Below are 22,891 nucleotides of genomic sequence, written 5' to 3'. Positions count from 1 at the left end.
ATGTATAACGATAACTGGATCCATGAACTGGCCAAACTCGATGAACAAGGCGAAGCCTGTGTCATGGTAACGGTACTGGCCGACAAGGGATCCGTCCCGCGTGATGCCGGAACCAAAATGCTCGTTACCCGCAACAATATTGTGGCAACCATTGGCGGTGGTCATCTTGAACACAAAGCAGTAAAAATGGCACGCGACATGCTTCTCATTGGAGATAGGCATACCAAGGTAGAGCACTTCAACCTGGGTGCCCGCCTTGGCCAGTGCTGCGGAGGCATGGCAACGCTCAGTTTCGAGCCTATCGGCCATCAGCAGAACCACTTGGTGCTGTTCGGTGCCGGTCATGTTGCCAAAGCATTGCTCCATATTGTAGCAACCCTGCCCTTCCGTGTGACATGGATTGACCAGCGAGAGCACGAATTCCCGGAAGAGTTACCAACCGGAGTGAAAAAACTGGTCTCCGATGATCCCGTGGCCGAGGTCAAGGATATGCCTGCCAACAGTTACTACTTGGTCATGACCCACAACCATCAGCTGGATTTCGATCTCGCCAAGGCGATTCTCAACAGAAATGATACCGCCTACTTCGGCATGATAGGGTCACTGACCAAAAGGAAAAAGTTCGACTACCGATTAACAGAGCGCGGCTACAGTCAGGAAACGATCGAGCGAATGATCTGCCCGATAGGTATCAATGCCGTAAAAGGAAAGCACCCGGCAGAAATTGCGGTGTCAGTTGCCGGCGAGCTGATTGCCCATTACCAGGGGGAGCCCCTAGAGCAAAAGCGCCCGCCTAGCACCACTGCAACGGAACCGGCAACTCAGGCGAGCAACGACAGCGCCTGAGCGATAAAGGAATAGCACCATGACAACGGAAAAAATCGCGTATCGCGCATCAATCTTACACAGTATTGCCGACCCGAAGGATGTCGGTCTGGACAAGAGCTATCAATATTTTGACGATGGCATGATCGTGGTTGAAAACGGCCATATTGTGGATATCGGCGAGGCTGAACAGATTCACATTCGCCACCCGAGCAACCTTGAAACCGTACAGTTTGAAAACAAGCTGATCACCTCAGGCTTTATCGATACACATATTCACTACCCGCAGACGGGAATGATTGCCTCCTACGGCGAGCAGCTGCTCGACTGGCTGGAAAACTATACCTTTCCGGAAGAGCTGCGCTTTAAAAACCCCGTCTATGCCCAACAAGTGGCCTCGTTGTTTTTGGATGAACTGGCCAGTAACGGTACAACGACCGCGCTGGTCTTCGGAACCGTTCATAAAGAGTCAGTCGATGTCTTTTTTGAGGAAGCCGAAAAACGCAAGCTGCGGATGATTGCCGGCAAGGTGTTGATGGACAGAAATGCGCCCGAGTACCTCACCGATACCCCAGAATCTGGCTACCTGGATTCCAAAGAGCTTATCGAACGCTGGCATAACCGGGGACGGCTGCTATATGCCGTCACCCCAAGGTTTGCGCCAACCAGCACCGATGCCCAACTCGAGACCGTTGGCAAGCTACTCAAAGAATACCCGGATGTATTCATGCACACGCACTTGTCGGAAAACAAAAAAGAGATTGAGTGGGTAATGGATCTCTTCCCCGAAAGAGACAACTACCTCGATGTCTACGATCATTTCGGCATGCTGCATGAGCGCTCGGTGTTTGCCCATGGTATCCACCTGTCAGATTGTGAATGTCAGCGTCTGTCCGAAAGCGGCTCGGCAATCTCATTTTGTCCGACATCAAACCTGTTCCTCGGCTCGGGGCTGTTCAACCTGCCGAAGCTGGAGAAATTCAATATTAATGTAGGCATGGGAACCGATGTTGGTGCAGGCACCAGTTTTTCACTGCTTCAGACAATGAGCGAAGCCTATAAGATCATGCAGCTCCAACAGGAGAAATTGCATCCGTTGAAGTCGCTGTTTTTGGCCACTCTCGGCGGTGCCCGGGCGCTGCGTCTTGAGGATAAGATCGGCAACCTCGAAGTAGGTAAAGAAGCGGATTTCGTGGTTCTAGACCTGCATGCTACCCAATTGATGCGTTTTCGCATGAATCAGGCGACAAATCTGGAAGAAAAGCTGTTTGTACTGATGAGCCTGGGGGATGACAGAACCGTCTGCCAAACCTATATCTACGGTGAGAAAGCCTACGATATCACTGAGCGACAACCTGACAGCAAGATAGCCGTTTAAGCAAATACCACAGGACAAGGACTTTTCTGGCTGCCTGACAGCCAGTCACACCAACCATGAGCACTGAATTTATGTCTGATAACAAGAATACACAAACTCGCGTGACGACCGTATTACAGCGCATGAGTGAAATGGTCAGCAAGGATGCCAGGTATGCCGATATCTTTGCCGGTGAGCTAGACATCATGCTAGAGAAAATAAAGCAGCAAGACGGCTTCGGAGAACAGGCCGAATATGATCCACGCGGTGACGGCCGCGAAGGTACGTTCAGTCTGGATTACGTTGCCGGTATTGATGACGACTGCCCACACGGTACGCCAACGACCCATGATTGTGAGCTCCGCATTCAGCACGGCGTCTGTGCTGGTTGCGGCCGCCAGACTGTTTATCCCAAGTAACATCGACAACATCATGTTCAATCCAAGAGCCTGTTTAGCAAGCAGGCTTTTCACTCAAGCTTCTGCCTTTTAATCACAACTGAACTGATCTCTCCAACCCCCTTTTTAAGACAACAACTGTAATTACCCCACCTGAATAATCTCTGACCAAATGGCTCCTGAGGCGAACAACTTAGCGAACCCCCAACGTAACAAGCCTAACAAACATCTTAAAAAGCGGGGGTATTAAGCCTAGCCTCTTCCTCTCAGCACTTAGATGTACCATCTCTAACCTCACGCCAATCGAAATGATAACAATTCTAATTATTGCAATTTCATCCTTCTCAACGGATTTCAGAACAACAAGCCGCTTTTTTCGTGATTATTCCCTCAGAGTTATTAATCAGCGCCTATGATTAAATTTGGCAAAAACAATATTTATATGTGCCACTTATGGAGGAAGTATTATGCAAGGCAAGACCCAAGTACTCAGTTACTTGAATCAGGTGCTTACCGTAGAGCTAACTTCGATTAACCAGTATTTTCTACATGCAAGAATGTTCAGAAACTGGGGGCTGGATGAGCTGAACGAGAAGGAATATAAAAAATCAATCAAAGACATGAAACAAGCCGACGATCTGATTGAACGTATTCTGTTTCTTGAAGGACTACCCAACCTTCAGCACTTAGAGAAACTGCGTATCGGTGAAGACGCCGAAGAAATGCTTCAGTGTGATCTTGTACTGGAGATGGAACAACTGGCGCTGCTGCGGGAAGCCATTGCTTTTTGTGAAACCGAGGCCGATTTCGTCAGCCGAGAGTTACTGGAAGACATCCTGGCTTATGAAGAAGAATATGTCGATTGGATTGAAACCCAGCAGGAACTGATTCGTAACATTGGCATTGAAAATTATCTGCAATCTCAAATGTAGAAAATAGGTGACGCATATGAAAGGTAATAGCAAAATCATCGGCACGCTCAACGCATTATTGGCCGGAGAACTCACCGCAATGGATCAATACTTTATCCACTCCCGCATGTATCAGGACTGGGGGCTGGAGAAGTTATACGAACGCATTGACCATGAATTTGACGATGAAAAGGGCCATGCATCCCGCCTTATCGAACGAATACTATTTCTTGAAGGCACGCCGGATATGACCAAGCGTGAAGATCTCAAGATTGGCAAAGACGTGCCCGAAATGCTTGATAATGATCTCCAGCTAGAATACTCCGTCGATAAAGCACTCAAAGCCGCGATAAAGGTATGTGAAGAAGAGCAGGATTATCAGTCACGCGAAATTCTTGAAGTCATGCTCGCGGATACCGAAGAAGATCACGCCTACTGGCTTGAGAAGCAACTGGGGCTGATTAAGAAAGTCGGCTTGCAAAACTACCTCCAATCACAAATGGGTTAATAGAGTCTAAAATAACGGGGGGAGAGTCTTTCCCCCGGGTTAATTGGTCACATGGAACTGTTTTTCATCCTGCTCGTCCTGTTGGTCACCACTCGCATATTTGGCGAAATCGCCGAGCAACTTGGCCAGCCAAGCCTCGTCGGCGAACTTATAGCCGGTATAACGCTTGGTGCCTTGGCTGCACAGTTCCACACAGAACTCTTCCCCCAGCTCGACAAACTTGGCAGCAGCCCTGTTTTTAATACGATCACCGATCTGGGCATGTTTTTTATCATGCTTCTTGCCGGCATTGAGCTGCAACCCAGCCGGCTCATTGAATACTCAAAGGACGCTTTGGCCGTTGCGGTTAGTGGCATGATACTGCCAATGGCGCTCGGTATCGGGCTGGGCTGGCTGTTTCTTCCGTCATCAGATGCTTTTTTTGCCCAATGTGTCTTTCTCGGTACCGCACTTACCATCACGGCAGTACCCGCTACAGTTCGTATCTTGATGGATCTGGGTAAACTCGATTCGAGATCAGGACAGATCATCGTTTCAGCAGCCGTCTTCGATGACGTCCTGAGTTTATTGTTACTGGCCTGGCTCACTGCACTGATCAGCGCCGATCCGCAAGCCAACAGTTTCGAGCTATTGCCTCTTATCGCCAAAGTCGTTGCCTTTTTTAGCATTACGTTCATTGTCGGTGCGTTCGTCTTTCCATTCGGCGGTCGTTTCATGGAGGTCATTAAGCAGAGGGAGTTTAAGTTCAGCGCACTTCTTGTGGGTGCTATGGCCTTTTCGGTGCTTGCAGAACTCCTCGATCTACACTTTATTATTGGCGCTTTTATGGCGGGGTTGTTTTTTGATCGCAAGACCATTAGTGAGTCAGCATACGTAGAGGTACGAAATAAAACCTCTGCCATGACCTACGGATTTCTGGCTCCCATTTTTTTTGCATCAGTTGGACTTCACCTGGATTTATCTGCCGTCTTCACCGTACCGCTTTTCGTCGTCAGCCTGCTGCTTGCAGCCTTTTTCGGCAAATTTATCGCCGCTGGTGCAGCGGCCCGCTGGATGGGGCTATCCTGGCAGGATTCTGCAGCTGTTGGCGTCGGAATGAGCGCGCGGGGTGCAGTTGAGTTGGTTATCGCCGATATCGCCCTCAAAGCCGGCTTATTTTCTAATCTCACCGTCAGTTCTCCCGTAGCAGAAAATATATACTCTGCCGTTGTGATCATGGCAGTGATAACAACATTGATGACACCATTACTACTTAAATATATTTATTCCCGTAATACATAGTCGGCACTATACCCAAACCTTAAATACTTGTTTAAATAAACAATGAAAACTTTCACAATAAAAGTGATTAAACTTACCGTTACTTTTAAAGTAGCCTATTTCATTACATGCGCCCCCAACGCACACCTCGCCAAGATAGTTAAACTAATACACAATAATCAGTCACCACATCAAGAAACCCAAGAAATCAGAATAAATTACAGGCAAACAATGCAAAAGGCGGGTTAAAATTGTTAATTATGATAAATAATAAAATATTTCAATAAATAAGCCATGAGAAATACTATGCATATTGATTAAAATAAGTAATGAATACCTCTCAGTTTTTGCGACATAACGCCAATGTTTGACATTACCAGTAATGTTAATATCCCCCCGCAATTACAGTTTCTTACAAAGATTCGCATTCATTATCCATTAATAAAGAGATGTAGTTATGTGGAATAGACTTAATAAGTCAATGATGGTTTGCCAGATGATGTTTGGCCTATCATTTTACGGCGTGATGGTAATTCTGACTCGGTTCTTCCTGGATGATCTCGGGTATAGTGAAGCTAATACCATGATGGTCGTCGGCGCCTTTTCTTCGATTGGTCCACTATTTGCCATCGCTGGCGGATTTATCGCTGATAAGTTCCTGGGCGCTTATCGTTCTCTGACTATCAGTTTCGGTGGTTTTGCAACGGGTTATACCTTACTGGTACTGGGTGCCTCGGCATCAAACGTTCAAATGAGCCTTGTCGGTATTGCACTAGCCAGCTACTCCCGGGGCCTGATGTCTCCTTCCTACCCAAGCCTATATAAACGTACCTTTGCAACAGAAGAAGATTTTGAAAATTGCTACCCGGTAAACTATTCAGTAAACAACATTGGCTCCTTCCTGGGTCAGTACCTGTTCCCAATGGTTGTACTGGCTATCGGCTTCAACGGCAGCTTTATGCTATCAGCGATTATCGCCTTCATCGCGTTTGCCACTCTGGTTGTTTCTCACAAGCCTTTGGTTGGTGTCGGTGCCGAAATAGACAAACAACCGGTAAGCCCTAAGAAGTGGCTGGCATTTATCGGTATCTCGCTATGTATGATCGGCCTGGTATTCTTCATGTTCTCAAACATGGATATCGGTAAGAACATTGTTTACGTTATCGGTGCGGCTGCAATCGGCTACTTCGTCTCTTTGATGGCCAAGGCTGATAAAGCTGATGCACTGAAGATGGGCACCATCCTTATCATTACTGTGCTAACTACAGCCTTCTTCGTCTACTACGGCCAGATAATGACTTCCATGACCATGGTAACTATCAATACTATGCGTGGCGACCTGTTCGGATTCATTCCAATTGCACCAGAAGCATCGATGGCAATGAACCCACTATGGTGTATCGTTGGCGGCCCGCTAATCGCGATGACTTTCTCTTCACTTGAGAAACGCAACATCAACTTCTCGACAGCAACAAAAGTTGGTTTCGCGTTCATCCTCACAGCCATTGCGTTCGGGATCCTGACAGCAGCTGTAATGGGCGTTGGCCCTGACGCTGTGATCCGCCCGGAAGTATTCCTGGCAGTCCACTTCTTCCAGGCACTGGCTGAAGTGATCGTAGGTAGTATGGTTGTTGCCTTCATCCTGTCGGTCGCACCGAAGCACATCGAGAACTTCTCTGTTAGCCTGTTCTCTGTCGCCATCGCACTAAGTGGTATTGTGGGTGCGGTATTCTCAACGTCGATTGCTCTTGAAAAAGGCCAGGAAATTACTCAGGAAATTATCCAGTCTGTTTACGGTGGCTATTTCAGCACGCTGACTATTTTGGCTGCAGTTATGGTAGTGGTAGCGCTGATGGCTTCTCGCATTATCCGTATCATGCTTAAGAGCAGCGAAGCAGCAAACGAAGAGTTGGCACCTGTACAAGCTAAGGGCTAAGCTTTCGAACTAAGTTTCAATGTAAATTTAGTGTCTAGTCCCAAAAGGCTTCCATGTGGAAGCCTTTTTACAGCAATAATATCAACATTGATGATACCGCTGCTGCTTAAATATATTTATACACAGAATCAATAGCTCAATACCGTAAATTAACAAGCTCCAAATACTTATTTAAATAAGCATGCAATTAATCTCACGATAAAAGGTTGTTATACAGATAGTTACTTTTAATATTGCTTATTCCATTGCATAAACCGCCCCAAAAAACCGCTTTTTAGAATATCTAAACTAATACTAAGCAATCGATTACCTCATCAGACCAGTCAAAACAAACAGTATGATCATTGCTCAAAAGCCACCAAAACAGGCTAAAAATCGATATTTGAGCAATATCAAAAAACTTAACACAGAGACATTCATAAGAAATACTACATATATTCATTAGAATAAATAATGAATATCTCGCAGGTTTTGCGACATAACGCCAATGTTTGATATTGTCAGTAATGTTAATATCCCTTCCGCAATTACAAATTCTTACAAAGATTCCCTTTCATTATCCATTGATAAAGAGATTTAGTTATGTGGAATAGACTTAATAAGTCAATGATGGTTTGCCAGATGATGTTTGGCCTATCATTTTACGGCGTGATGGTAATTTTGACCCGATTCTTCTTGGAAGATCTCGGATATAGTGAAGCTGATACCATGATGGTAGTAGGTGCCTTCTCTTCTATTGGTCCCCTATTTGCCATCGCTGGCGGATTCATCGCCGACAGGTTCCTTGGTGCATACCGCTCTCTGACTATCAGTTACGGTGGTTTTGCAACAGGTTATACCCTGCTGGTATTAGGTGCTTCTGCATCAAATGTTCCAATGAGCCTTGTCGGTATTGCACTGGCCAGTTACTCCCGTGGCCTGATGTCTCCTTCTTACCCAAGCCTATATAAACGAACCTTTGCTACAGAAGAAGATTTTGAAAATGGCTATCCGGTAAACTACTCGGTAAACAACATTGGTGCCTTCCTGGGCCAGTACCTATTCCCAATGTTTGTTCTTGCTATCGGCTTCAACGGCAGCTTTACGCTATCAGCGGCGATGGCCTTCATCGCATTTGCCATCCTGGTTGTTTCTCACAAGCCTTTGGTCGGTGTCGGTGCCGAGATTGACCAGCAGCCAGTTAGTCCTAAGAACTGGGCAGCCTTTATCGGTATCTCTCTGTGTATGATCGGCCTGGTATTCTTCATGTTCTCGAACATGGATATCGGTAAGAACATTGTTTACGTTATCGGCGCAGCGGCAATCGGCTACTTTATCTCACTGATGATCAAAGCTGAAAAATCAGATGCACTGAAGATGGGCACCATCCTTATCATTACCGTGCTAACAACAGCCTTCTTCGTCTACTATGGTCAGATGATGACTTCCATGACCATGGTAACTATCAACACTATGCGTGGTGATCTGTTCGGATTCATTCCAATTGCCCCTGAAGCATCAATGGCAATGAACCCACTATGGTGTATCGTTGGCGGCCCACTAATCGCGATGACTTTCTCTTCACTAGAGAAGCGCAACATCAACTTCTCGACAGCAACAAAAGTTGGTTTCGCCTTCATCCTTACAGCCATTGCGTTCGGTATCCTGACTGCAGCGGTAATGAGTGTAGGTGAAGATGTGGTTATTCGCCCAGAAGTCTTCCTGGCTATCCACTTCTTCCAGGCACTGGCTGAAGTTATCGTAGGTAGTATGGTTGTAGCCTTCATCCTGTCTGTTGCACCGAAGCACATCGAGAACTTCTCTGTTAGCCTGTTCTCTGTGGCTATCGCACTAAGTGGTATTGTCGGCGCGGTATTCTCAACCTCAATTGCCCTTGAGAAAGGCCAGGAAATCACCCAGGAAATTGTCCAGTCTGTATACGGCGGCTACTTCAGCACGCTAACCATGCTGGCTGTGGTTATGGTAGTGGTTGCACTAATGGCCTCTCGCGTTATCCGTATCATGCTTAAGAGCAGCGAAGCGGCACAAGAAGAGATGGCAACTGCAAAAGCTGAGAGCTAAGTTCAATTCACTAGCTTGTATTGAGCACTCATTTAAAGGCTTCCGTACGGAAGCCTTTTTTCTATTTTGTGGCCGTATTAATGACTGTAGCCTAATTTCCCCCGGCAGTGTTCTAACCAAGATTTAACAGACTTCTCACCCTTTCTCCATGGCAGCAAAAATATGCTTAACATTGCACATTTAACCCTCAATGTGGTCTGACATCATACAAATGGGAAAAATATCTCCAAAACATTAATTTGCCTATTGAATGTCATGTAACAAAACATTACATTTCACGCCTTTATTAACAAATATAATAACAATTATCATTAGCATTCAAAGGAAAGACATGCCTAACACTACTCCATTTACACGTCGAGTATTATCAAGCGCCGTACTCTTAGGTACGCTTTCTCTACTTAACGGCTGCCTGGATCATGACTCAACATCAACGCCAGCCCAGAACCCATCGACAACTCCAGCGCCTGTCGCGCCACCGACAACAACGGCAAAAGCCTTTAATTTCTCTGCGAAAGTCACACATGACGAGGCCGCAGGCAGCACCTATACCATCTCACAGCCTAGTACCACGTTGGCGATAACAGGCACTGTGGATAATGACGGCCGTATTGACGCCACAATACCGGCCGGTACCGATCTTGCTCAACCTTTGCAAGTCAGCGTCTCATTATCTGTTGATACATTTAAGTATCTGAGTGAAAACGTTAAAACCTTAGAAACCATTGCCAGCCACCAAAAGGCTTCTCGTCTTGCCAAAACAAGTCTTCAATACAAAGCAGGTGAAAACACATCAGCCAATGTTCCTGAAATAACCTTACGCTCAACCGCAGAGTTCGCCCTTGCCGACACAGATCTGAACGGGCTGCTTTCAGATCAAGAAATCCAACAAAAATACAGTGATAGCGTACAAAACGACTACGATGCTGAAGTAGAAGATCTAATGATTGCTGCAGAGGCTGCCCGCAAAAATCCGTCTAAGCTCTACTATAAAACGACCTATGAAATGATGGGCAAGTTCCGGGCAGATAAATCGGCCAAGAATGCCTTCTTTGCGACCAATAGCGACATTATTCAGACGGCTCGCCAGTCATTATTTAACAAAGCCAGCACACCGAATGAAGAAGTAAGTGATTTCTTGCGCCTAGACAGCACTGGCTGGCCTCTCATTGATCAAACTCTCGCCTATTCCGAGCAACCTTGGTCATGTGTGGATGACATCCGACGGGTGTCTATCAAAAGCTATGGCACCCGATTGTGGAATACCAATGACCAGGTCACAACCCGCTCAACCCACTCCGAGCTCGGCAATTTCATCCAGACGGCCAACAGTTCTTCTGTGTGCAACAAGTCTTCCTGGCGCCTACCAACAGTTACCGAACTGTCGGCACTGTTTTCCGGAACTGAAATCAAGTTTCCGAATACCTTTCCAACGCTGGACATCTCCACCCAGTACTGGGCGACCAACGAGAACAGCGAGCAGGTACTTGTTAACTTTTCATCAGGTGCCGCAGTTACAACGCAGCCGATTGAAACAGATAGTGCCAGAGTGATGCTGCATAGCTTCGAACCTTATGATGTATGGTTCAACATCGACCCGGTTGACACACCTGTTGATCTGACCGAGCTACGAAATACCTATTCGCAATCGCCATCTGAATGGCCAGCACCTACCGTTGACGAAGGAATCGAGTGGCAAGAACTGGGCCTGCGCCCTGCCGTCCCATTTCCTGCTGATAACCCATATTCAGAAGAAAAAGTTGCCTTAGGTAAGGAGTTGTTCTTTGATACCAGCCTGTCCAAGGATGACACCATTTCGTGTGCCAGTTGTCACGATCCGGCCAAAGGCTGGGCTGACGGAATAAGAACAGCAGTCGGCATTGACGGTCAAAAAGGACCAAGAAATACGCCGACAATCATCAATACAGCTTATTACGATACCTTATTCCTGGACGGCCGTGTGGGTTCATTGGAAGAGCAATCTTTACACCCCATCTCTAACCCTATCGAGATGGGTCTGCCTCATGATGAACTGCTACTAAAACTGGATCAAAAAACGGAATACGCGGCATTGTTTAATGCGGCATTCGGGAATGAAACCATTACACTGGATCGCATTGCCAAGGCCATCGCCACTTTCGAACGTACCATTATCAGCACAGAGAGCGCGTTTGATCAGTTCCTGAAAGGCGATAGCAATGCCCTTACTGATCAGCAGCTGCATGGCCTGCACCTGTTCCGAACCAAGGCTCGCTGTATGAATTGTCATAGTGGCCCGATGATGACGAATAATAAGTTCGAAAATATCGGCCTGACATATTATGGTCGTAGCCTGGAAGATCGCGGCCGTTACAATGTGACTTACAAGGCTGAAGATATGGGGCGCTTCAGGGTACCTATGCTACGTGATATCAAAACTACCGATCCAACAACACACCTTGGCTTATTCCAGCTCGCAATGATCTTCCCTTCCAGCGATCGCGTCTTTGGATTATTGGCGATGTATAACAATGGTATGACACGAAACCGCAGCGGCAATTTCCCACAGTATGCCACTAAGTACGATCCGAACTTTCCAACGGTATCTCCGCTGATTGAACGTCTAGCGATGACACCGGCAGAGCTTAAGGCACTTAATGCCTTTATGTCTGCTATCTCTGCCGATGTTCGCACCGACAGCGCCAGCCCGGAAGAGATGGGGATTGTTCCTGTAAGTAATTAATGCAGATGCATACCTGATAATTGCACTTTAGGCTAACGGGTAATATAGGCCTCCTAATAGCTAGGAACTTACGTTCCTAGCTATTCTTTCAATTATTCCGGTTTAATGTTCTAACCTAGCCTTTCTAACAGCACATCTCCCCAATTAACGCCTCCTTCATAATGACAGTTCCGATTCCTTCTCCTACACTTTGTCTTGTAAGGATTTTTAGTCATTAACGTAAATTTATCTTGCAGTGGTCACTCAGGCAGGAGGACAATTATGAGCTTGGCTCGATTGCTTTCTCTCGTATTGAAGCGTAAGCGTGCTGAAGATAAACATGCAAAGCTGAAATCTCGATTGAACTATGCAATGTCTCAGAACACTTATTCTGAGCCTCAGCGTCAACCGCGTAAAAACGACTAGCCCCCCAACTTGCCTTGATAGCTTATAGTTAAAATGATTGCGTACTGCATTTGTTAGCTAGAGAGGCAAGTTATCAACATACTGTGTGATATCTACAACTTAAGACGAGCAGCAGACTGAATGTGTCTATGCTTAACTTAGCTGTAGTAGTGAAATTTGTTGGACGGTATTAATGGAAATCGGGCTAAGAGCAATAGGCAGATCCAGGTGGTGGTGGCCTATTCGAGTTGTACTTGCTGGGGGACTATTAGTTCTTCCTCCATTGGCTGGTGCCTATTGGGCCGGAAAACCACTGGCTCCCTACCTGAACTTACTGCCCTCGACGCTCTATGTGGAACAGCCAGCCTTTTCATGGCCCGTCTTTCTTATGCTCAGTGCATTGATTCTTACATGCACCTTGCCCTTTTTATATCGCTATTACTGTGTCCCCAAGACTGCTACCTATAAGCCTCCCTCCCGCTTCACTTATCCCTGGTGGGGTTGGATGGGGTTAGTATTGCTCGGTGTCAGCTGGGCAATGGCCTTGGCTCATAATGATGCCCCTCAGGGGCTGCAGCGTTATACCTTCACCCCCATTTGGCTGGGATATATCCTGGTCATTAACGCGCTAAGCGTTAAGCGAGTCGGCTCCTGTCTGATGCTCGAACGCCCCAAAATGTTTCTGCTGCTGTTTATTGTCAGCTCGGCATTCTGGTGGTTCTTCGAGTACCTCAACCACTTTGTCCATAACTGGTACTACCTAGGGCCGCCTATTTCACCGCTGACACGGGTAGTGACAGCTAGCCTGGCTTTTTCTACGGTACTTCCTGCTGTTTTGAGTACCGTCTACTGGATTGCGACGTTCAAACAATTTCATCATGCCTACACAGATTACTGGACATTTAAGGTGCCGCATCCCAGAGCCGTGGCCCTGCTGGCATTATCTGTATCGACAATCTCGCTGTTTGCATTGGGAGCATGGCCGGACTCTACTTATCCTCTGATCTGGGTATCGCCGCTTATTGTATTGATATCCTTACAGGCATTGACTGGCCAACAAACGATCTTTTCAGTGCTGCAACATGGGGACTGGCGGCCGTTTTGTCTGCCAGCCCTGGCTGGCCTGCAATGTGGATTCTTCTGGGAGCTTTGGAATTATGGCGGTATGACTCCCTGGAAATACAACATTCCATTCGTTGATCGCTTCCACCTGTTCGAGATGCCCCTGCTTGGCTATGCAGGTTACCTACCTTTCGGACTCGAGTGTATTCTAATCGCTTCTTTTCTTGGGCTTACAGTCCACACCGGACCGCAAGCCCAACGGTGATGGGCATCAGGAGCTCACTTCGACAGCAGCCGGTGACGAAACCACCTTCAGCGACAGAGTCAGTGAAAAAGTGGCCACGGGCTCATTCCCGTCACGCGTCGGACAAGTGACGGTAACGGAGACGGGTTCATTTATCCTCTTCCCGGTTTGGTGGCTTCTTTCTAGCATCTCGCTGATCATCTTCCCCTGATAACAGCTAAAGACCACATCATCTTCGGGCCGACGTAAAAACTCTCCCTGAACAGATTTAAAAGCCAGCGACACATCCAGCCCTGAATGGTTAGCCATATCCATCGCCAACAAGCCTGCAGCCACATCAGCGCCAATTGCCAATGCTCCAAAGTACATGCTCTCAAGATGGTTTTTTGTCTTGTCATTGAGCGGGATCTTCAGTGACAGGTGTTCATCGCTTATCTCCAGGATTTCCGGAGCACAATAATCAATTAGCTTAACTTTCTGTTTGCTAAAACTTTTCAACATCTCATTTGCCTGATCGACTCTGCTATCCATTGCCTTCTCTCTTTTCCATCAACTCATTAGACCAGTTAAGTTCGTTGTATCGAAAAAGTCAAACTTCGATTTAAAAATACAAAAAATCCCCGACAACGTGTTGCCGGGGAGCACTAAAAATATGCAAGGAGATTTAACGGACAAACGTGTAAAGTGATTCAAACTCCTAGTTTGCAGAAGCATCTGGTACTACTGGATCATCGCCCCCTGTTCGACCCAGTTTCCGATAAGCGCACGTTCTTCATCGGTCATTTGAGTAAGGTTGCCAAGCGGCATTACCTGAGTCTGTACTGTCTGCGCCACAATACGCGGTGCATTGACTTTTATTTCCTCCGGAGTATCCAATATCACCCCAGCAGGCGCTGTTTTGAACGCAGCATGAGTAGGATTGGCCGAATGGCAAACAGAGCAACGTTCCTGAATAACCAGGTTTACTTCTTCAAAACTAATGTGATTGGCTTGAACCTGAGCCACTTCCTTATCCTCAACACTCACTGGTGCCGATGCAACAGGCGCTGCCGACATTTTTGCTGCGTAAGGTGAGGTTACAAATGCCAGAGTGATCATACCCAAAGCCGCGGCTGGCACCGTCCAGGCATATTTCTGGCCGTCGTGACGGGTATTAAAGTAATGGCGAACAAGAATACTGAACACGGCAAGGCCAGCCAGGATCAACCAGTTATATTCTGAGCCATAAGTGCTCGGGAAATGATTGCTGATCATAATGAACAACACAGGCAGTGTCAGATAGTTATTATGACGCGAGCGTAGCAGGCCTTTTGCCGGTAACTCGGGATCCGGCTCCCGGTTCTCTTCTATCGCTTTTACCAGTCCGCGCTGCGCCGGCATGATGACGCGAAAGACATTGCCGACCATGATAGTGCCGATAATCGCGCCGACATGAATATAAGCACCACGACCACTAAATACCTGGCTCAGCCCGTAAGCCGCCCCAACCAAACCAAGAAATAATACCGCGCCGAGCAGCATCGGGGTCTGACCCAGCTTCGAATTACAGAGGAAATCATAAATAAACCAGCCTGCCACCAATGCTGCAATCCCTAGCGCGATAGCTGTGGAAGGTTCTAGCCCCGAGCCCGGTGCAATCAGGTAGATTTCCGCATTGAGGTAATACACCACCGCCAGCAGGCAGATACCTGAAATCCAGGTAAAGTACGCTTCCCACTTAAACCAGTGCAGCTTCTCAGGCATTGTGGGCGGAGCAAGTTTGTACTTCTCTAGGTGGTAGATCCCACCGCCGTGAATTGCCCACAGATCACCAGTCAGCCCTGTTTTGGGATTAACGCGGTTAAGGTTATTTTCAAGCCAAACAAAATAAAATGAAGCACCTATCCATGCTATACCCACAATCATGTGAATCCAGCGAATCGCCAGGTTCAACCATTCTGTCATATGTGGATCCATAACTAACTCCTGTCATGTTCAGCGCCCTGATCGCCCTTGGCTTATCAGAGTGCTTCGGTTAACGCCGCCTGCTCCAAACTGTCCAAAGCCAGCTCCACCTGAACATCATCGGTGAAATACACTTCATCACAGTTGTTGCCCTCACCCGCCCTATCAACGATCAGAAACTGATCCTGATCGCTGAGTGCCAAAACCGGGTGGTGCCAAACACCTTTATGGTAATTCACTCCCTGTTTACCGTTGCTGAGAAATGCTCTCAAAGCAGCGGGATCAGGTTTATCACCTTTGGGGGCAACAAGGATCAGGTATTGATTGCCCAGAAGTGGAATAAAGGCCTGAGAACCCAGCGGATGACGTTCCATCATCTTTACCGTCAACGGATATTGCAGTGGTGTTGCCTGAAAAATGCTGATAATCGGCTTGCCGCCTTCATCAGCGACATCCACTTCGGCCAGACTGTGATAACGGCGAGTCGAACCGTTATTGATCATAAAATAATCACTAGCATCCTTGTCGATTACATCACCAAATGGCTGAAAAGCTTCTTTTGTCAGTGGCTCAATAGTCAACTGCCTTACCGTGGTCGCTGGTTGCATTATTCTCTCCTGAGCTGATTAGTTACGCTTGTTGTTTAAAACCAAACAAGCGAAGACGACTGATCCCGCCATCAGGGAAGATATTCAGGCGCACATGTGTGATCGGCCCGATGTCATTCACCTGATCAGAAAATTCATGAATACTGTCGGCAGCCAGCTTCTGAGATGGCAGCAATTCACGCCAGAACAAACTTTGGGTCGCTACCTGATCATCAGTCCCCCCCTGCACATAGGCGGCCTGGATAGAGCAGCTATCGGGGAAATTGCCCTTGAAATGTGCGGTATCGACTGCGACTTTGTTGACTGTTCCCGGATGACCGAGAGCCACAATGACCCAGTCATTTCCCGGCGTCCGGCGGCGGGCCGTTTCCCAGCCGTCACCCATGTTCTCACCGCGCCCCGGACGAAGAATATTGGCTTTCTTGCCAAAGTGTTCATCGCTGCAGGCCAATGCACGGCCACCGTTTTCCAGCGCCGCCAAATCCACTTCTACGTCAGCTGCAATTTTCTCCCAGTCCACGTTTGTCAAGCCATAAACCCTTAGGCGCGCAACACCACCGTCGGGATAGATATTCAACCTGACATGGGTAAACACCTGCTCCCTGTCGACAACATGCTCATGATGGCTGTCACCCTGCAGGCTTTGTGATGGCAGGATCTCCTGCCACTCTGTTGCCTCTGTCGGATCACCGTCCGGGCTATAACAGGCATCAACAGACGCTGAAGGGGGGTAGTTGCCGGTGAAAAACGAAGTATCGATATCCAGCCCTTTGATAGTGCCGGCAAAGCCAAGCCGGACAACACAATAATCGTACCCTTCTCCGCGTTTGCGGCGAGATTCCCAGCCATCCATCCACTTGCCGTTGTCGTCATACAGGTCTTCTTTGAACACTGGCTGAGCACTGCTGATCAGACGGCTTTTGTCAGCAAAGAAATCATCGGTGGCATAAATGGCAACCGCGCCAATTTTCTCATCTGCCAGGTTGACGTACTGTTCAAATGTCGTTGTCATTTCCTTTCCTTCTTCAATTCCATTCGTCATGAAATGCGTGGTTTGAGTAAGTAATCAGGACATCAGCCGCGGCTTACATGTCCTGCAGGCGAAATAGTGCGATCTTATTGATCTCCTCTATCGCCTTCGCGAACTCAGCTGCACTGTCATTTCCTAATCGCATCTCAAAGGACTCGAGAATTTGGTAACGATTGGCCCCTTTCACTGCCATAATGAAGGGAAACTTGAAGCGCTCTTTGTAGCTGTTGTTAAACTGGGTGAATTGTTCGAATTCTTCCGGTGAACACTGGTCAATGCCAGCACCGGCCTGCTCTGCCGTTGACGCAGCCGTCAACTCTCCGTTAATGGCTGCACGACCTGCCAAATCCGGGTGAGCATTGATCAATGCTAGTTGTTCCTTAACATCCGCTTGCAGCAAAACTTCTGCCATCCGATGATGAAGAGCTTCAACCTGATTATCGGTATCTGACACCCCTTCATCATAGGTACGTTCAGCCACCCAGGGACTGTGTTCGTATACATCAGCAAAATGGGCAACAAATTCTTCGCGGCTCATCTGAGCTGGCTGACAGGTGTTAAAGCTTGCCATTATCGGGACTCCTTCATACTTGGGTGCGGATGGTGTTCGTGCCAGTGACGGGCAATATCTATTCGGCGGCAAAGCCAAACATCGTCATGCTGCTGGACATAGTCGAGAAAGCGCTTCAAGGAAGCGATACGCCCTGGTCGGCCAATCAGGCGGCAATGCAGGCCGACCGACATCATCTTCGGCGCTGTCTCCCCTTCTTCATACAAGGTATCGAAGGTATCTTTGAGATAGTTGAAGAACTGATCACCGGCATTGAAACCCTGAACGGTAGCAAAACGCATGTCGTTGACGTCGAGGGTATAAGGGATGATCAGTTGTGGCTTGCCTGCTTCCTCATGCCAGTAGGGAAGATCGTCATCATAGGCATCAGAGTCATACAGGAAGCCCCCTTCTTCAGCGACAATCTTGCGGGTATTAGGGCCGGTTCTTCCTGTATACCAGCCCAAAGGACGCTGACCGGTGATCTTCTTGATGATCTCGATCGCTTTCACCATATGATCCCGCTCCTCGCTGTAATCCATGTTCTGGTAGTCAATCCAGCGATAGCCGTGGCTACAGATTTCATGGCCAGCCGCAACCATCGCCCTGGCGACATCGGGGTGTCGCTCCAGCGCCATTGCCACAGCAAAAACAGTCAGCGGTATATCGTATTTTTCGAATAGTTTCAGAACTCGCCATACTCCTGCACGGCTGCCGTATTCGTAGATTGACTCCATACTAATATGCCGCTGCCCCTGAAGCGGCTGCGCGGACGGTATTTCAGACAGAAAAGCTTCCGATTCTTTATCTCCGTGCAAAATACTGCGCTCGCCACCCTCTTCGTAGTTCAGTACGAAAGAAATCGCGACGCGGGCATCATTCGGCCATTGGGGATGCGGGGGCGTATCACCATAACCAATCAGATTTCGCGGATAGTCTGTACTCATCACATGACTCCTTTCTAGCGTTCCATATGCCAATCATGTTCCAGTTGTTTGGCAACGTATCATCTAAATATTTAACACAGATTGTATACAATCGAAAGATGAAATGTAAAATTTTTGTTTAACTGACTTTAGGGTCAAATTAAACAATGTCATCAAAACCCTTTAACATCAAGGCACAAGTTCGAAATTCGTCTTTTAGCCCACAGAATCAGTTAACACTTTTGTTACAATAAGCTTTACTATTTGAACTCATTGTGTACATAGTTAGTAAAAGTTAAATACAATCTCAGCAAGGTTGAACTATCTCAACAACCACCTGTTGACTTCTAACCTCTTACTGATATTGATCTTTTAAGTTAACAATGGAGAGCGCTCAGCGCGTGACAAATGATGGGACGATTAACGACACATGTACTTGATACTGCAAATGGCATTCCAGGCGCAGAAATAAAAGTGGAACTGTATCGGATTGAAGATACCGCTTTGCACTGGGTTAAAACCGTATATACCAATGCTGACGGACGAACGGATGAGGCTATTTTGAATAGCGGGAGCTTTAATCCGGGTAAGTATCAGTTAATCTTTCATACCGCCGACTACTTTAAACAACAGGGAGTGTCACTGCCTGATATCCCCTTCCTTGATGATGTGGTGATCCGCTTCGGCATTGCTGACTCAAGTTCGCACTATCACGTGCCCCTACTCGTATCACCTTATAGTTTCTCAACTTATCGAGGGAGCTAAAGCTTCTTTAACGCTGTCAGGGCAGCATACAAGTGTGTTCTGCCCAATAGCGAAAACAAAAAATCATTACTCGCCTTCCCCCTTTGAATGAATGTGGTATTCACAGGCACCGGCATGCACTGTTCTGGATATGGTTCGGCACACCCATGGTGCAACAAACTAAATTGTATACATGTTTACTATTAAGTAATTAATTAGCGATCTACTGCTGTCACTATCTTTTCTACTGGCCCTGAAAGGGTTGCCATACGGGCTTTTGCTGCATTCAAAAAGGCAGATCCAGTAAAAAAGATAACACATACAGAAAGTTGGAACGCTTTTTGCGAAGCGTAGAGAGTATGAACTGTAGAAATACAGACACTAATAGTCGGATAAAACAGAAATCACAGGCTTCATTGTGAACGATATAAATACAAATTGAGTTCATTTTAGGAACGTTAGAAAGAGGAATGTAGTCATGAATGACACTAAGGCAGAAGTGCTAAATGAAAAGGCGCAGGGTTCCGCCCCTTTCCTGGAACGGTTTTTCCAGTTAAAAGCACATGGAACTAACGTAAGAAATGAGCTCATCGGTGGCCTCACCACCTTTGCGACCATGGCTTATATCATCTTTGTTAACCCGAGCATTATGTCTGCCTCGGGCATGGACGCCGGGGCGGTCTTTGTCGCGACCTGTATCGGCGCAGCAATCGGTACCCTGCTGATGGGCCTGTTTGCCAACTGGCCGGTTGGCCTGGCACCAGGCATGGGGCTCAATGCCTTTTTCTCGTTTACCGTCGTCGGTGAAATGGGCTACAGCTGGGAAGTCGCGCTAGGCGCGGTCTTTATTTCAGGTGTGCTTTTTGTTGGTATGAGCTTTTATAAGGTCCGGGAATGGATCATCGAAAGCATACCTGAAAGCCTGCGTTATGCGATGACCGCTGGTGTCGGCCTGTTTCTTGGCCTCATCGGCCTGAAAACAGCGGGGATTGTCGTCGAGAGTCCGGCAACTCTGGTCACGCTGGGAGACTTTACCCAGCCGCAGGCACTGCTTGCTGCTATCTGCTTTCTGATCATTGCGGTACTGAGCGAGCGCAAGGTATTCGGCGCAGTCCTGATTGGCATGATCGGCGTAACTTTGGTCGGTATGATGCTTGGCCTTGTCGAGTACCAAGGGCTGATTTCATCACCGCCGAGTCTTGCCCCAACCCTGCTGGCAATGGACATCACCGGTGCACTGAATATCTCAATGGTCAGCGTGATCCTGGCTTTCCTGTTCGTCAACATGTTTGACACCGCTGGCACCCTGATGGGCGTTGCCGAGCGCGCCAATCTGGTAAACAAAGAAACTGGTCGTATCGAGGGGCTGAGCAAGGCACTGAAAGCCGACAGTATCGCCAGCGTCGCAGGTGCCTGTGTTGGCTGTCCGCCTGTTACCAGTTATGTCGAGAGTGCTTCCGGTGTTGCTGCCGGCGGTCGTACCGGCCTATCAGCCATCGTGATCGCCGCCCTGTTCCTGGCTGCTATTTTCTTCTCTCCGCTGGCCGGAATGATCCCTAGCTATGCCACAGCAGGCGCGCTGATCTACGTTGCTTTCGTCATGATGAGCAGCATGCAGCATGTCAAATGGACAGATTTTACCGATGCTGCCCCTGCCGCCATTACTGCACTGATGATGCCGCTGACCTTCTCGATTGCCAACGGCATTGCACTGGGATTTATCACCTACACAGTGCTGAAAGTCGCAACCGGCAAAACCCAAGATGTGTCGATAAGCATGTATACGCTTACCGCTATCTTTATCGCCAAGCTAATTTACATCGGCTAGACCACACGACCGTGACCCTACGCAGTTTGTAGAAGTCATTCTTTGTACCAAAAGCGTTAATACAAACGATGGATTACAGAGGATCACCAATGAAACTTCTCTACACACTTAACGAACGTCCCCCCTACGGGATCACTTTGCTACTGGCCTTGCAGCACATGCTGGCTTCAATCGGGGGGATTGTCGCCGTCCCCTTGATCGTTGGCTCGTCAATTGGCTTGCCAACCGATGAAATCGTTACCCTGATCAACGCTGCACTACTGGCCTCCGGTATCGTGACCATCGCGCAATGTCTGGGCGTGGGTCCGGTCGGGATCCGGCTGCCGGTTGTAATGGGATCCAGCTTTGCCTTTCTCGGCATTGCCATCGCCATCGGTAACAAAGACGGTGTCGGCGGGATCATGGGCGCCAGTCTGGTTGGCTCCTTCGTTGTAATTGCCGCCAGCTTCTACATGGACAAAATTCGCAAACTGTTCCCCACAGTAGTCAGTGGCGTAGTCGTCACCTTAATAGGCCTGACCATCCTGCCGGTCGCGATGAACTGGGTCGGTGATGCGCCGGCGGTCAGCCAGGAATTTGCCACCTTGCCCAAGCTCTTTCTGGCCCTTACCTCATTGGCTATCGTGATTGGCGTATCAGTCTACTGCAAAGGTGCCGTCGCGGCCTCTGCCATTGTCATCGGGCTCGCCGGCGGATACATCGTTGCGTTATCCATGGGAATGGTCAACCTGGAACAAATTTCAGCTGCCGACTGGGTAGGCAGGCCGGAAATCCTCAAATATGGCCTGACCTTCTCAGTATCATCCATCATCAGCATGAGTCTGGTGTATCTGGTTGTTATTGCCGAGGCAACCGGTGACTTCATGGCCCTGGGTAACAACTGCCATACCAAGGTGACCGGCAATGACCTTAAACGTGGTCTGCTGGGCGACGGTATTGGCAGTACCCTTGCCGCTTTCCTCACCGCAATGCCGCTGGCCTCATTCAGCCAGAATGTCGGTATCGTCGGAATTACCGGGGTAGCCAGCCGCTTTGTGGTAGCAACAACCGGCGGCCTGCTCATTCTCGGCGGCTTATTCCCCAAACTGGCTGCGGTCGCAGTCACCATTCCCAAGCCGGTACTGGGCGGTGTCGGCTTCGTGATGTTTGGTATGATTGCCTATGCCGGAATCCGTATGTTGATCAAGGCAGCAGACACCAAACGCAACGCGCTGGTAATCTGTGTCGGGATTGCATCGGGACTTGCTGTGACTATTGAGCCTCGCCTCATTCAGCACCTGCCTCATGATCTGGCGAACCTGTTCCATTCGGGGATTACCACTGGCACCATTGTCACGGTATTGCTCAATCAGTTATTGCCGGAGCAGGATGCCGGTGATGAAGACACTGAAATGAGTACAGAGCAACTAACAGAGACAGATGAACAGTCCCTGACAGTTGCAGAAACAGCAGAGTCCAAGCAATAACAACCGGTACTCATACAGGCAGCCCGACGCTTCAGTGTTCAGGCTGCTTAATACATAACTCAACCTGCCTATTAACAAGCACAATGAAAAAGACCCTCTCCCCTGAAAAGGCTGAGATGGCTAAGGA

General features: G+C 48.1%; 19 protein-coding genes. 13 read left to right on the top strand and 6 right to left on the bottom strand.

The genetic code is table 11. The features are described from left to right. The 10 genes from xdhC to L4D19_RS25180 all read left to right on the top strand — a co-directional run bounded on the left by xdhC (position 1) and on the right by L4D19_RS25180 (position 13,689). Positions 1 to 846 carry a xanthine dehydrogenase accessory protein XdhC gene (xdhC, locus tag L4D19_RS25225; protein ID WP_428454737.1) on the top strand — a complete coding sequence of 282 codons (846 nt, stop codon included), beginning with the start codon at positions 1 to 3 and terminating at the stop codon, positions 844 to 846. A gap of 19 nt (positions 847 to 865) precedes the next feature. Beyond that, positions 866 to 2,203, top strand: coding sequence for a guanine deaminase (gene guaD, locus L4D19_RS25220; protein ID WP_428454736.1), 1,338 nt, complete (start codon positions 866 to 868; stop codon positions 2,201 to 2,203). A 71-nt stretch (positions 2,204 to 2,274) separates the two neighbouring features. Further along, positions 2,275 to 2,601: a hypothetical protein gene (locus tag L4D19_RS25215; protein ID WP_428454735.1), complete on the top strand. Its 327-nt coding sequence runs from the start codon at positions 2,275 to 2,277 to the stop codon at positions 2,599 to 2,601. 446 nt (positions 2,602 to 3,047) lie between these two features. Then, positions 3,048 to 3,512: a bacterioferritin gene (gene bfr / locus L4D19_RS25210; RefSeq protein ID WP_160648301.1), complete on the top strand. Its 465-nt coding sequence runs from the start codon at positions 3,048 to 3,050 to the stop codon at positions 3,510 to 3,512. Positions 3,513 to 3,528: 16 nt separating this feature from the next. Next, positions 3,529 to 3,999: a bacterioferritin gene (gene bfr, locus L4D19_RS25205; protein ID WP_428454734.1), complete on the top strand. Its 471-nt coding sequence runs from the start codon at positions 3,529 to 3,531 to the stop codon at positions 3,997 to 3,999. Between the two features lie 51 nt (positions 4,000 to 4,050). Then, entirely contained in the window at positions 4,051 to 5,280 is a 1,230-nt protein-coding gene (locus L4D19_RS25200) for a cation:proton antiporter (protein WP_428454733.1), read from the top strand. A 436-nt stretch (positions 5,281 to 5,716) separates the two neighbouring features. Continuing rightward, positions 5,717 to 7,195, top strand: a complete 1,479-nt coding sequence (locus tag L4D19_RS25195; RefSeq protein ID WP_428454732.1) for a peptide MFS transporter — start codon at positions 5,717 to 5,719, stop codon at positions 7,193 to 7,195. A 582-nt stretch (positions 7,196 to 7,777) separates the two neighbouring features. Further along, the gene (locus L4D19_RS25190; RefSeq protein ID WP_428454731.1) at positions 7,778 to 9,256 is read left to right on the top strand and encodes a peptide MFS transporter; all 1,479 of its coding nucleotides are present in this window, start codon (positions 7,778 to 7,780) and stop codon (positions 9,254 to 9,256) included. Positions 9,257 to 9,587: 331 nt separating this feature from the next. Next, a complete protein-coding gene (locus L4D19_RS25185; protein WP_428454730.1) occupies positions 9,588 to 11,978 on the top strand; it encodes a cytochrome c peroxidase in 2,391 nt (796 codons plus the stop codon). An 889-nt stretch (positions 11,979 to 12,867) separates the two neighbouring features. Then, the gene (locus L4D19_RS25180; RefSeq protein WP_428454729.1) at positions 12,868 to 13,689 is read left to right on the top strand and encodes a hypothetical protein; all 822 of its coding nucleotides are present in this window, start codon (positions 12,868 to 12,870) and stop codon (positions 13,687 to 13,689) included. 6 nt (positions 13,690 to 13,695) lie between these two features. Here L4D19_RS25180 and L4D19_RS25175 read toward each other — a convergent pair whose 3' ends face one another. The 6 genes from L4D19_RS25175 to puuE form a co-directional block, all read right to left on the bottom strand. Beyond that, the gene (locus L4D19_RS25175; protein ID WP_428454728.1) at positions 13,696 to 14,199 is read right to left on the bottom strand and encodes a PaaI family thioesterase; all 504 of its coding nucleotides are present in this window, start codon (positions 14,197 to 14,199) and stop codon (positions 13,696 to 13,698) included. A gap of 189 nt (positions 14,200 to 14,388) precedes the next feature. Beyond that, entirely contained in the window at positions 14,389 to 15,624 is a 1,236-nt protein-coding gene (locus tag L4D19_RS25170; RefSeq protein WP_428454727.1) for a urate hydroxylase PuuD, read from the bottom strand. A gap of 44 nt (positions 15,625 to 15,668) precedes the next feature. Further along, the gene (locus L4D19_RS25165) at positions 15,669 to 16,220 is read right to left on the bottom strand and encodes an ureidoglycolate lyase (RefSeq protein WP_428454726.1); all 552 of its coding nucleotides are present in this window, start codon (positions 16,218 to 16,220) and stop codon (positions 15,669 to 15,671) included. 22 nt (positions 16,221 to 16,242) lie between these two features. Further along, positions 16,243 to 17,232, bottom strand: a complete 990-nt coding sequence (gene alc, locus L4D19_RS25160) for an allantoicase (RefSeq protein ID WP_428454725.1) — start codon at positions 17,230 to 17,232, stop codon at positions 16,243 to 16,245. Positions 17,233 to 17,305: 73 nt separating this feature from the next. After that, positions 17,306 to 17,821 carry a 2-oxo-4-hydroxy-4-carboxy-5-ureidoimidazoline decarboxylase gene (uraD, locus tag L4D19_RS25155; protein ID WP_428454724.1) on the bottom strand — a complete coding sequence of 172 codons (516 nt, stop codon included), beginning with the start codon at positions 17,819 to 17,821 and terminating at the stop codon, positions 17,306 to 17,308. Further along, positions 17,821 to 18,747 carry an allantoinase PuuE gene (gene puuE / locus L4D19_RS25150; RefSeq protein WP_428454723.1) on the bottom strand — a complete coding sequence of 309 codons (927 nt, stop codon included), beginning with the start codon at positions 18,745 to 18,747 and terminating at the stop codon, positions 17,821 to 17,823. The genes uraD and puuE overlap by 1 nt, the downstream gene beginning before the upstream one ends. Positions 18,748 to 19,137: 390 nt before the next feature. On the opposite strand from puuE, the gene uraH reads away from it, so the two are divergent. From uraH to L4D19_RS25135, 3 genes are all read left to right on the top strand, one after another. Beyond that, positions 19,138 to 19,491 carry a hydroxyisourate hydrolase gene (gene uraH / locus L4D19_RS25145; RefSeq protein ID WP_428454748.1) on the top strand — a complete coding sequence of 118 codons (354 nt, stop codon included), beginning with the start codon at positions 19,138 to 19,140 and terminating at the stop codon, positions 19,489 to 19,491. Positions 19,492 to 19,948: 457 nt separating this feature from the next. Next, positions 19,949 to 21,298, top strand: coding sequence for an NCS2 family permease (locus L4D19_RS25140; protein WP_428454722.1), 1,350 nt, complete (start codon positions 19,949 to 19,951; stop codon positions 21,296 to 21,298). Positions 21,299 to 21,387: 89 nt separating this feature from the next. Further along, positions 21,388 to 22,764, top strand: coding sequence for a nucleobase:cation symporter-2 family protein (locus tag L4D19_RS25135; RefSeq protein ID WP_428454721.1), 1,377 nt, complete (start codon positions 21,388 to 21,390; stop codon positions 22,762 to 22,764). Positions 22,765 to 22,891: the final 127 nt, after the last annotated feature.

Origin of the sequence: Photobacterium kasasachensis, from assembly GCF_050336885.1 — a bacterium.
Taxonomy (GTDB): Bacteria; Pseudomonadota; Gammaproteobacteria; order Enterobacterales; family Vibrionaceae; genus Photobacterium; species Photobacterium kasasachensis.
Note: the sequence above shows the minus strand (reverse complement) of the source record. Positions and strands in the feature narration are given on the sequence as shown.

What these genes read in the sequence shown, in the direction of transcription:
- uraD (WP_428454724.1), bottom strand. Translation starts at nt 17,821, where the DNA reads ATGGCAAGCTTTAACACCTGTCAGCCAGCTCAGATGAGCCGCGAAGAA.
- bfr (WP_160648301.1), top strand. Translation starts at nt 3,048, where the DNA reads ATGCAAGGCAAGACCCAAGTACTCAGTTACTTGAATCAGGTGCTTACC.
- L4D19_RS25195 (WP_428454732.1), top strand. Translation starts at nt 5,717, where the DNA reads ATGTGGAATAGACTTAATAAGTCAATGATGGTTTGCCAGATGATGTTT.
- L4D19_RS25180 (WP_428454729.1), top strand. Translation starts at nt 12,868, where the DNA reads ATGGGGTTAGTATTGCTCGGTGTCAGCTGGGCAATGGCCTTGGCTCAT.
- L4D19_RS25190 (WP_428454731.1), top strand. Translation starts at nt 7,778, where the DNA reads ATGTGGAATAGACTTAATAAGTCAATGATGGTTTGCCAGATGATGTTT.
- uraH (WP_428454748.1), top strand. Translation starts at nt 19,138, where the DNA reads ATGGGACGATTAACGACACATGTACTTGATACTGCAAATGGCATTCCA.
- L4D19_RS25135 (WP_428454721.1), top strand. Translation starts at nt 21,388, where the DNA reads ATGAAACTTCTCTACACACTTAACGAACGTCCCCCCTACGGGATCACT.
- L4D19_RS25165 (WP_428454726.1), bottom strand. Translation starts at nt 16,220, where the DNA reads ATGCAACCAGCGACCACGGTAAGGCAGTTGACTATTGAGCCACTGACA.
- alc (WP_428454725.1), bottom strand. Translation starts at nt 17,232, where the DNA reads ATGACAACGACATTTGAACAGTACGTCAACCTGGCAGATGAGAAAATT.
- xdhC (WP_428454737.1), top strand. Translation starts at nt 1, where the DNA reads ATGTATAACGATAACTGGATCCATGAACTGGCCAAACTCGATGAACAA.
- L4D19_RS25185 (WP_428454730.1), top strand. Translation starts at nt 9,588, where the DNA reads ATGCCTAACACTACTCCATTTACACGTCGAGTATTATCAAGCGCCGTA.
- L4D19_RS25170 (WP_428454727.1), bottom strand. Translation starts at nt 15,624, where the DNA reads ATGGATCCACATATGACAGAATGGTTGAACCTGGCGATTCGCTGGATT.
- guaD (WP_428454736.1), top strand. Translation starts at nt 866, where the DNA reads ATGACAACGGAAAAAATCGCGTATCGCGCATCAATCTTACACAGTATT.
- L4D19_RS25140 (WP_428454722.1), top strand. Translation starts at nt 19,949, where the DNA reads ATGAATGACACTAAGGCAGAAGTGCTAAATGAAAAGGCGCAGGGTTCC.
- L4D19_RS25215 (WP_428454735.1), top strand. Translation starts at nt 2,275, where the DNA reads ATGTCTGATAACAAGAATACACAAACTCGCGTGACGACCGTATTACAG.
- puuE (WP_428454723.1), bottom strand. Translation starts at nt 18,747, where the DNA reads ATGAGTACAGACTATCCGCGAAATCTGATTGGTTATGGTGATACGCCC.
- L4D19_RS25175 (WP_428454728.1), bottom strand. Translation starts at nt 14,199, where the DNA reads ATGGATAGCAGAGTCGATCAGGCAAATGAGATGTTGAAAAGTTTTAGC.
- L4D19_RS25200 (WP_428454733.1), top strand. Translation starts at nt 4,051, where the DNA reads ATGGAACTGTTTTTCATCCTGCTCGTCCTGTTGGTCACCACTCGCATA.
- bfr (WP_428454734.1), top strand. Translation starts at nt 3,529, where the DNA reads ATGAAAGGTAATAGCAAAATCATCGGCACGCTCAACGCATTATTGGCC.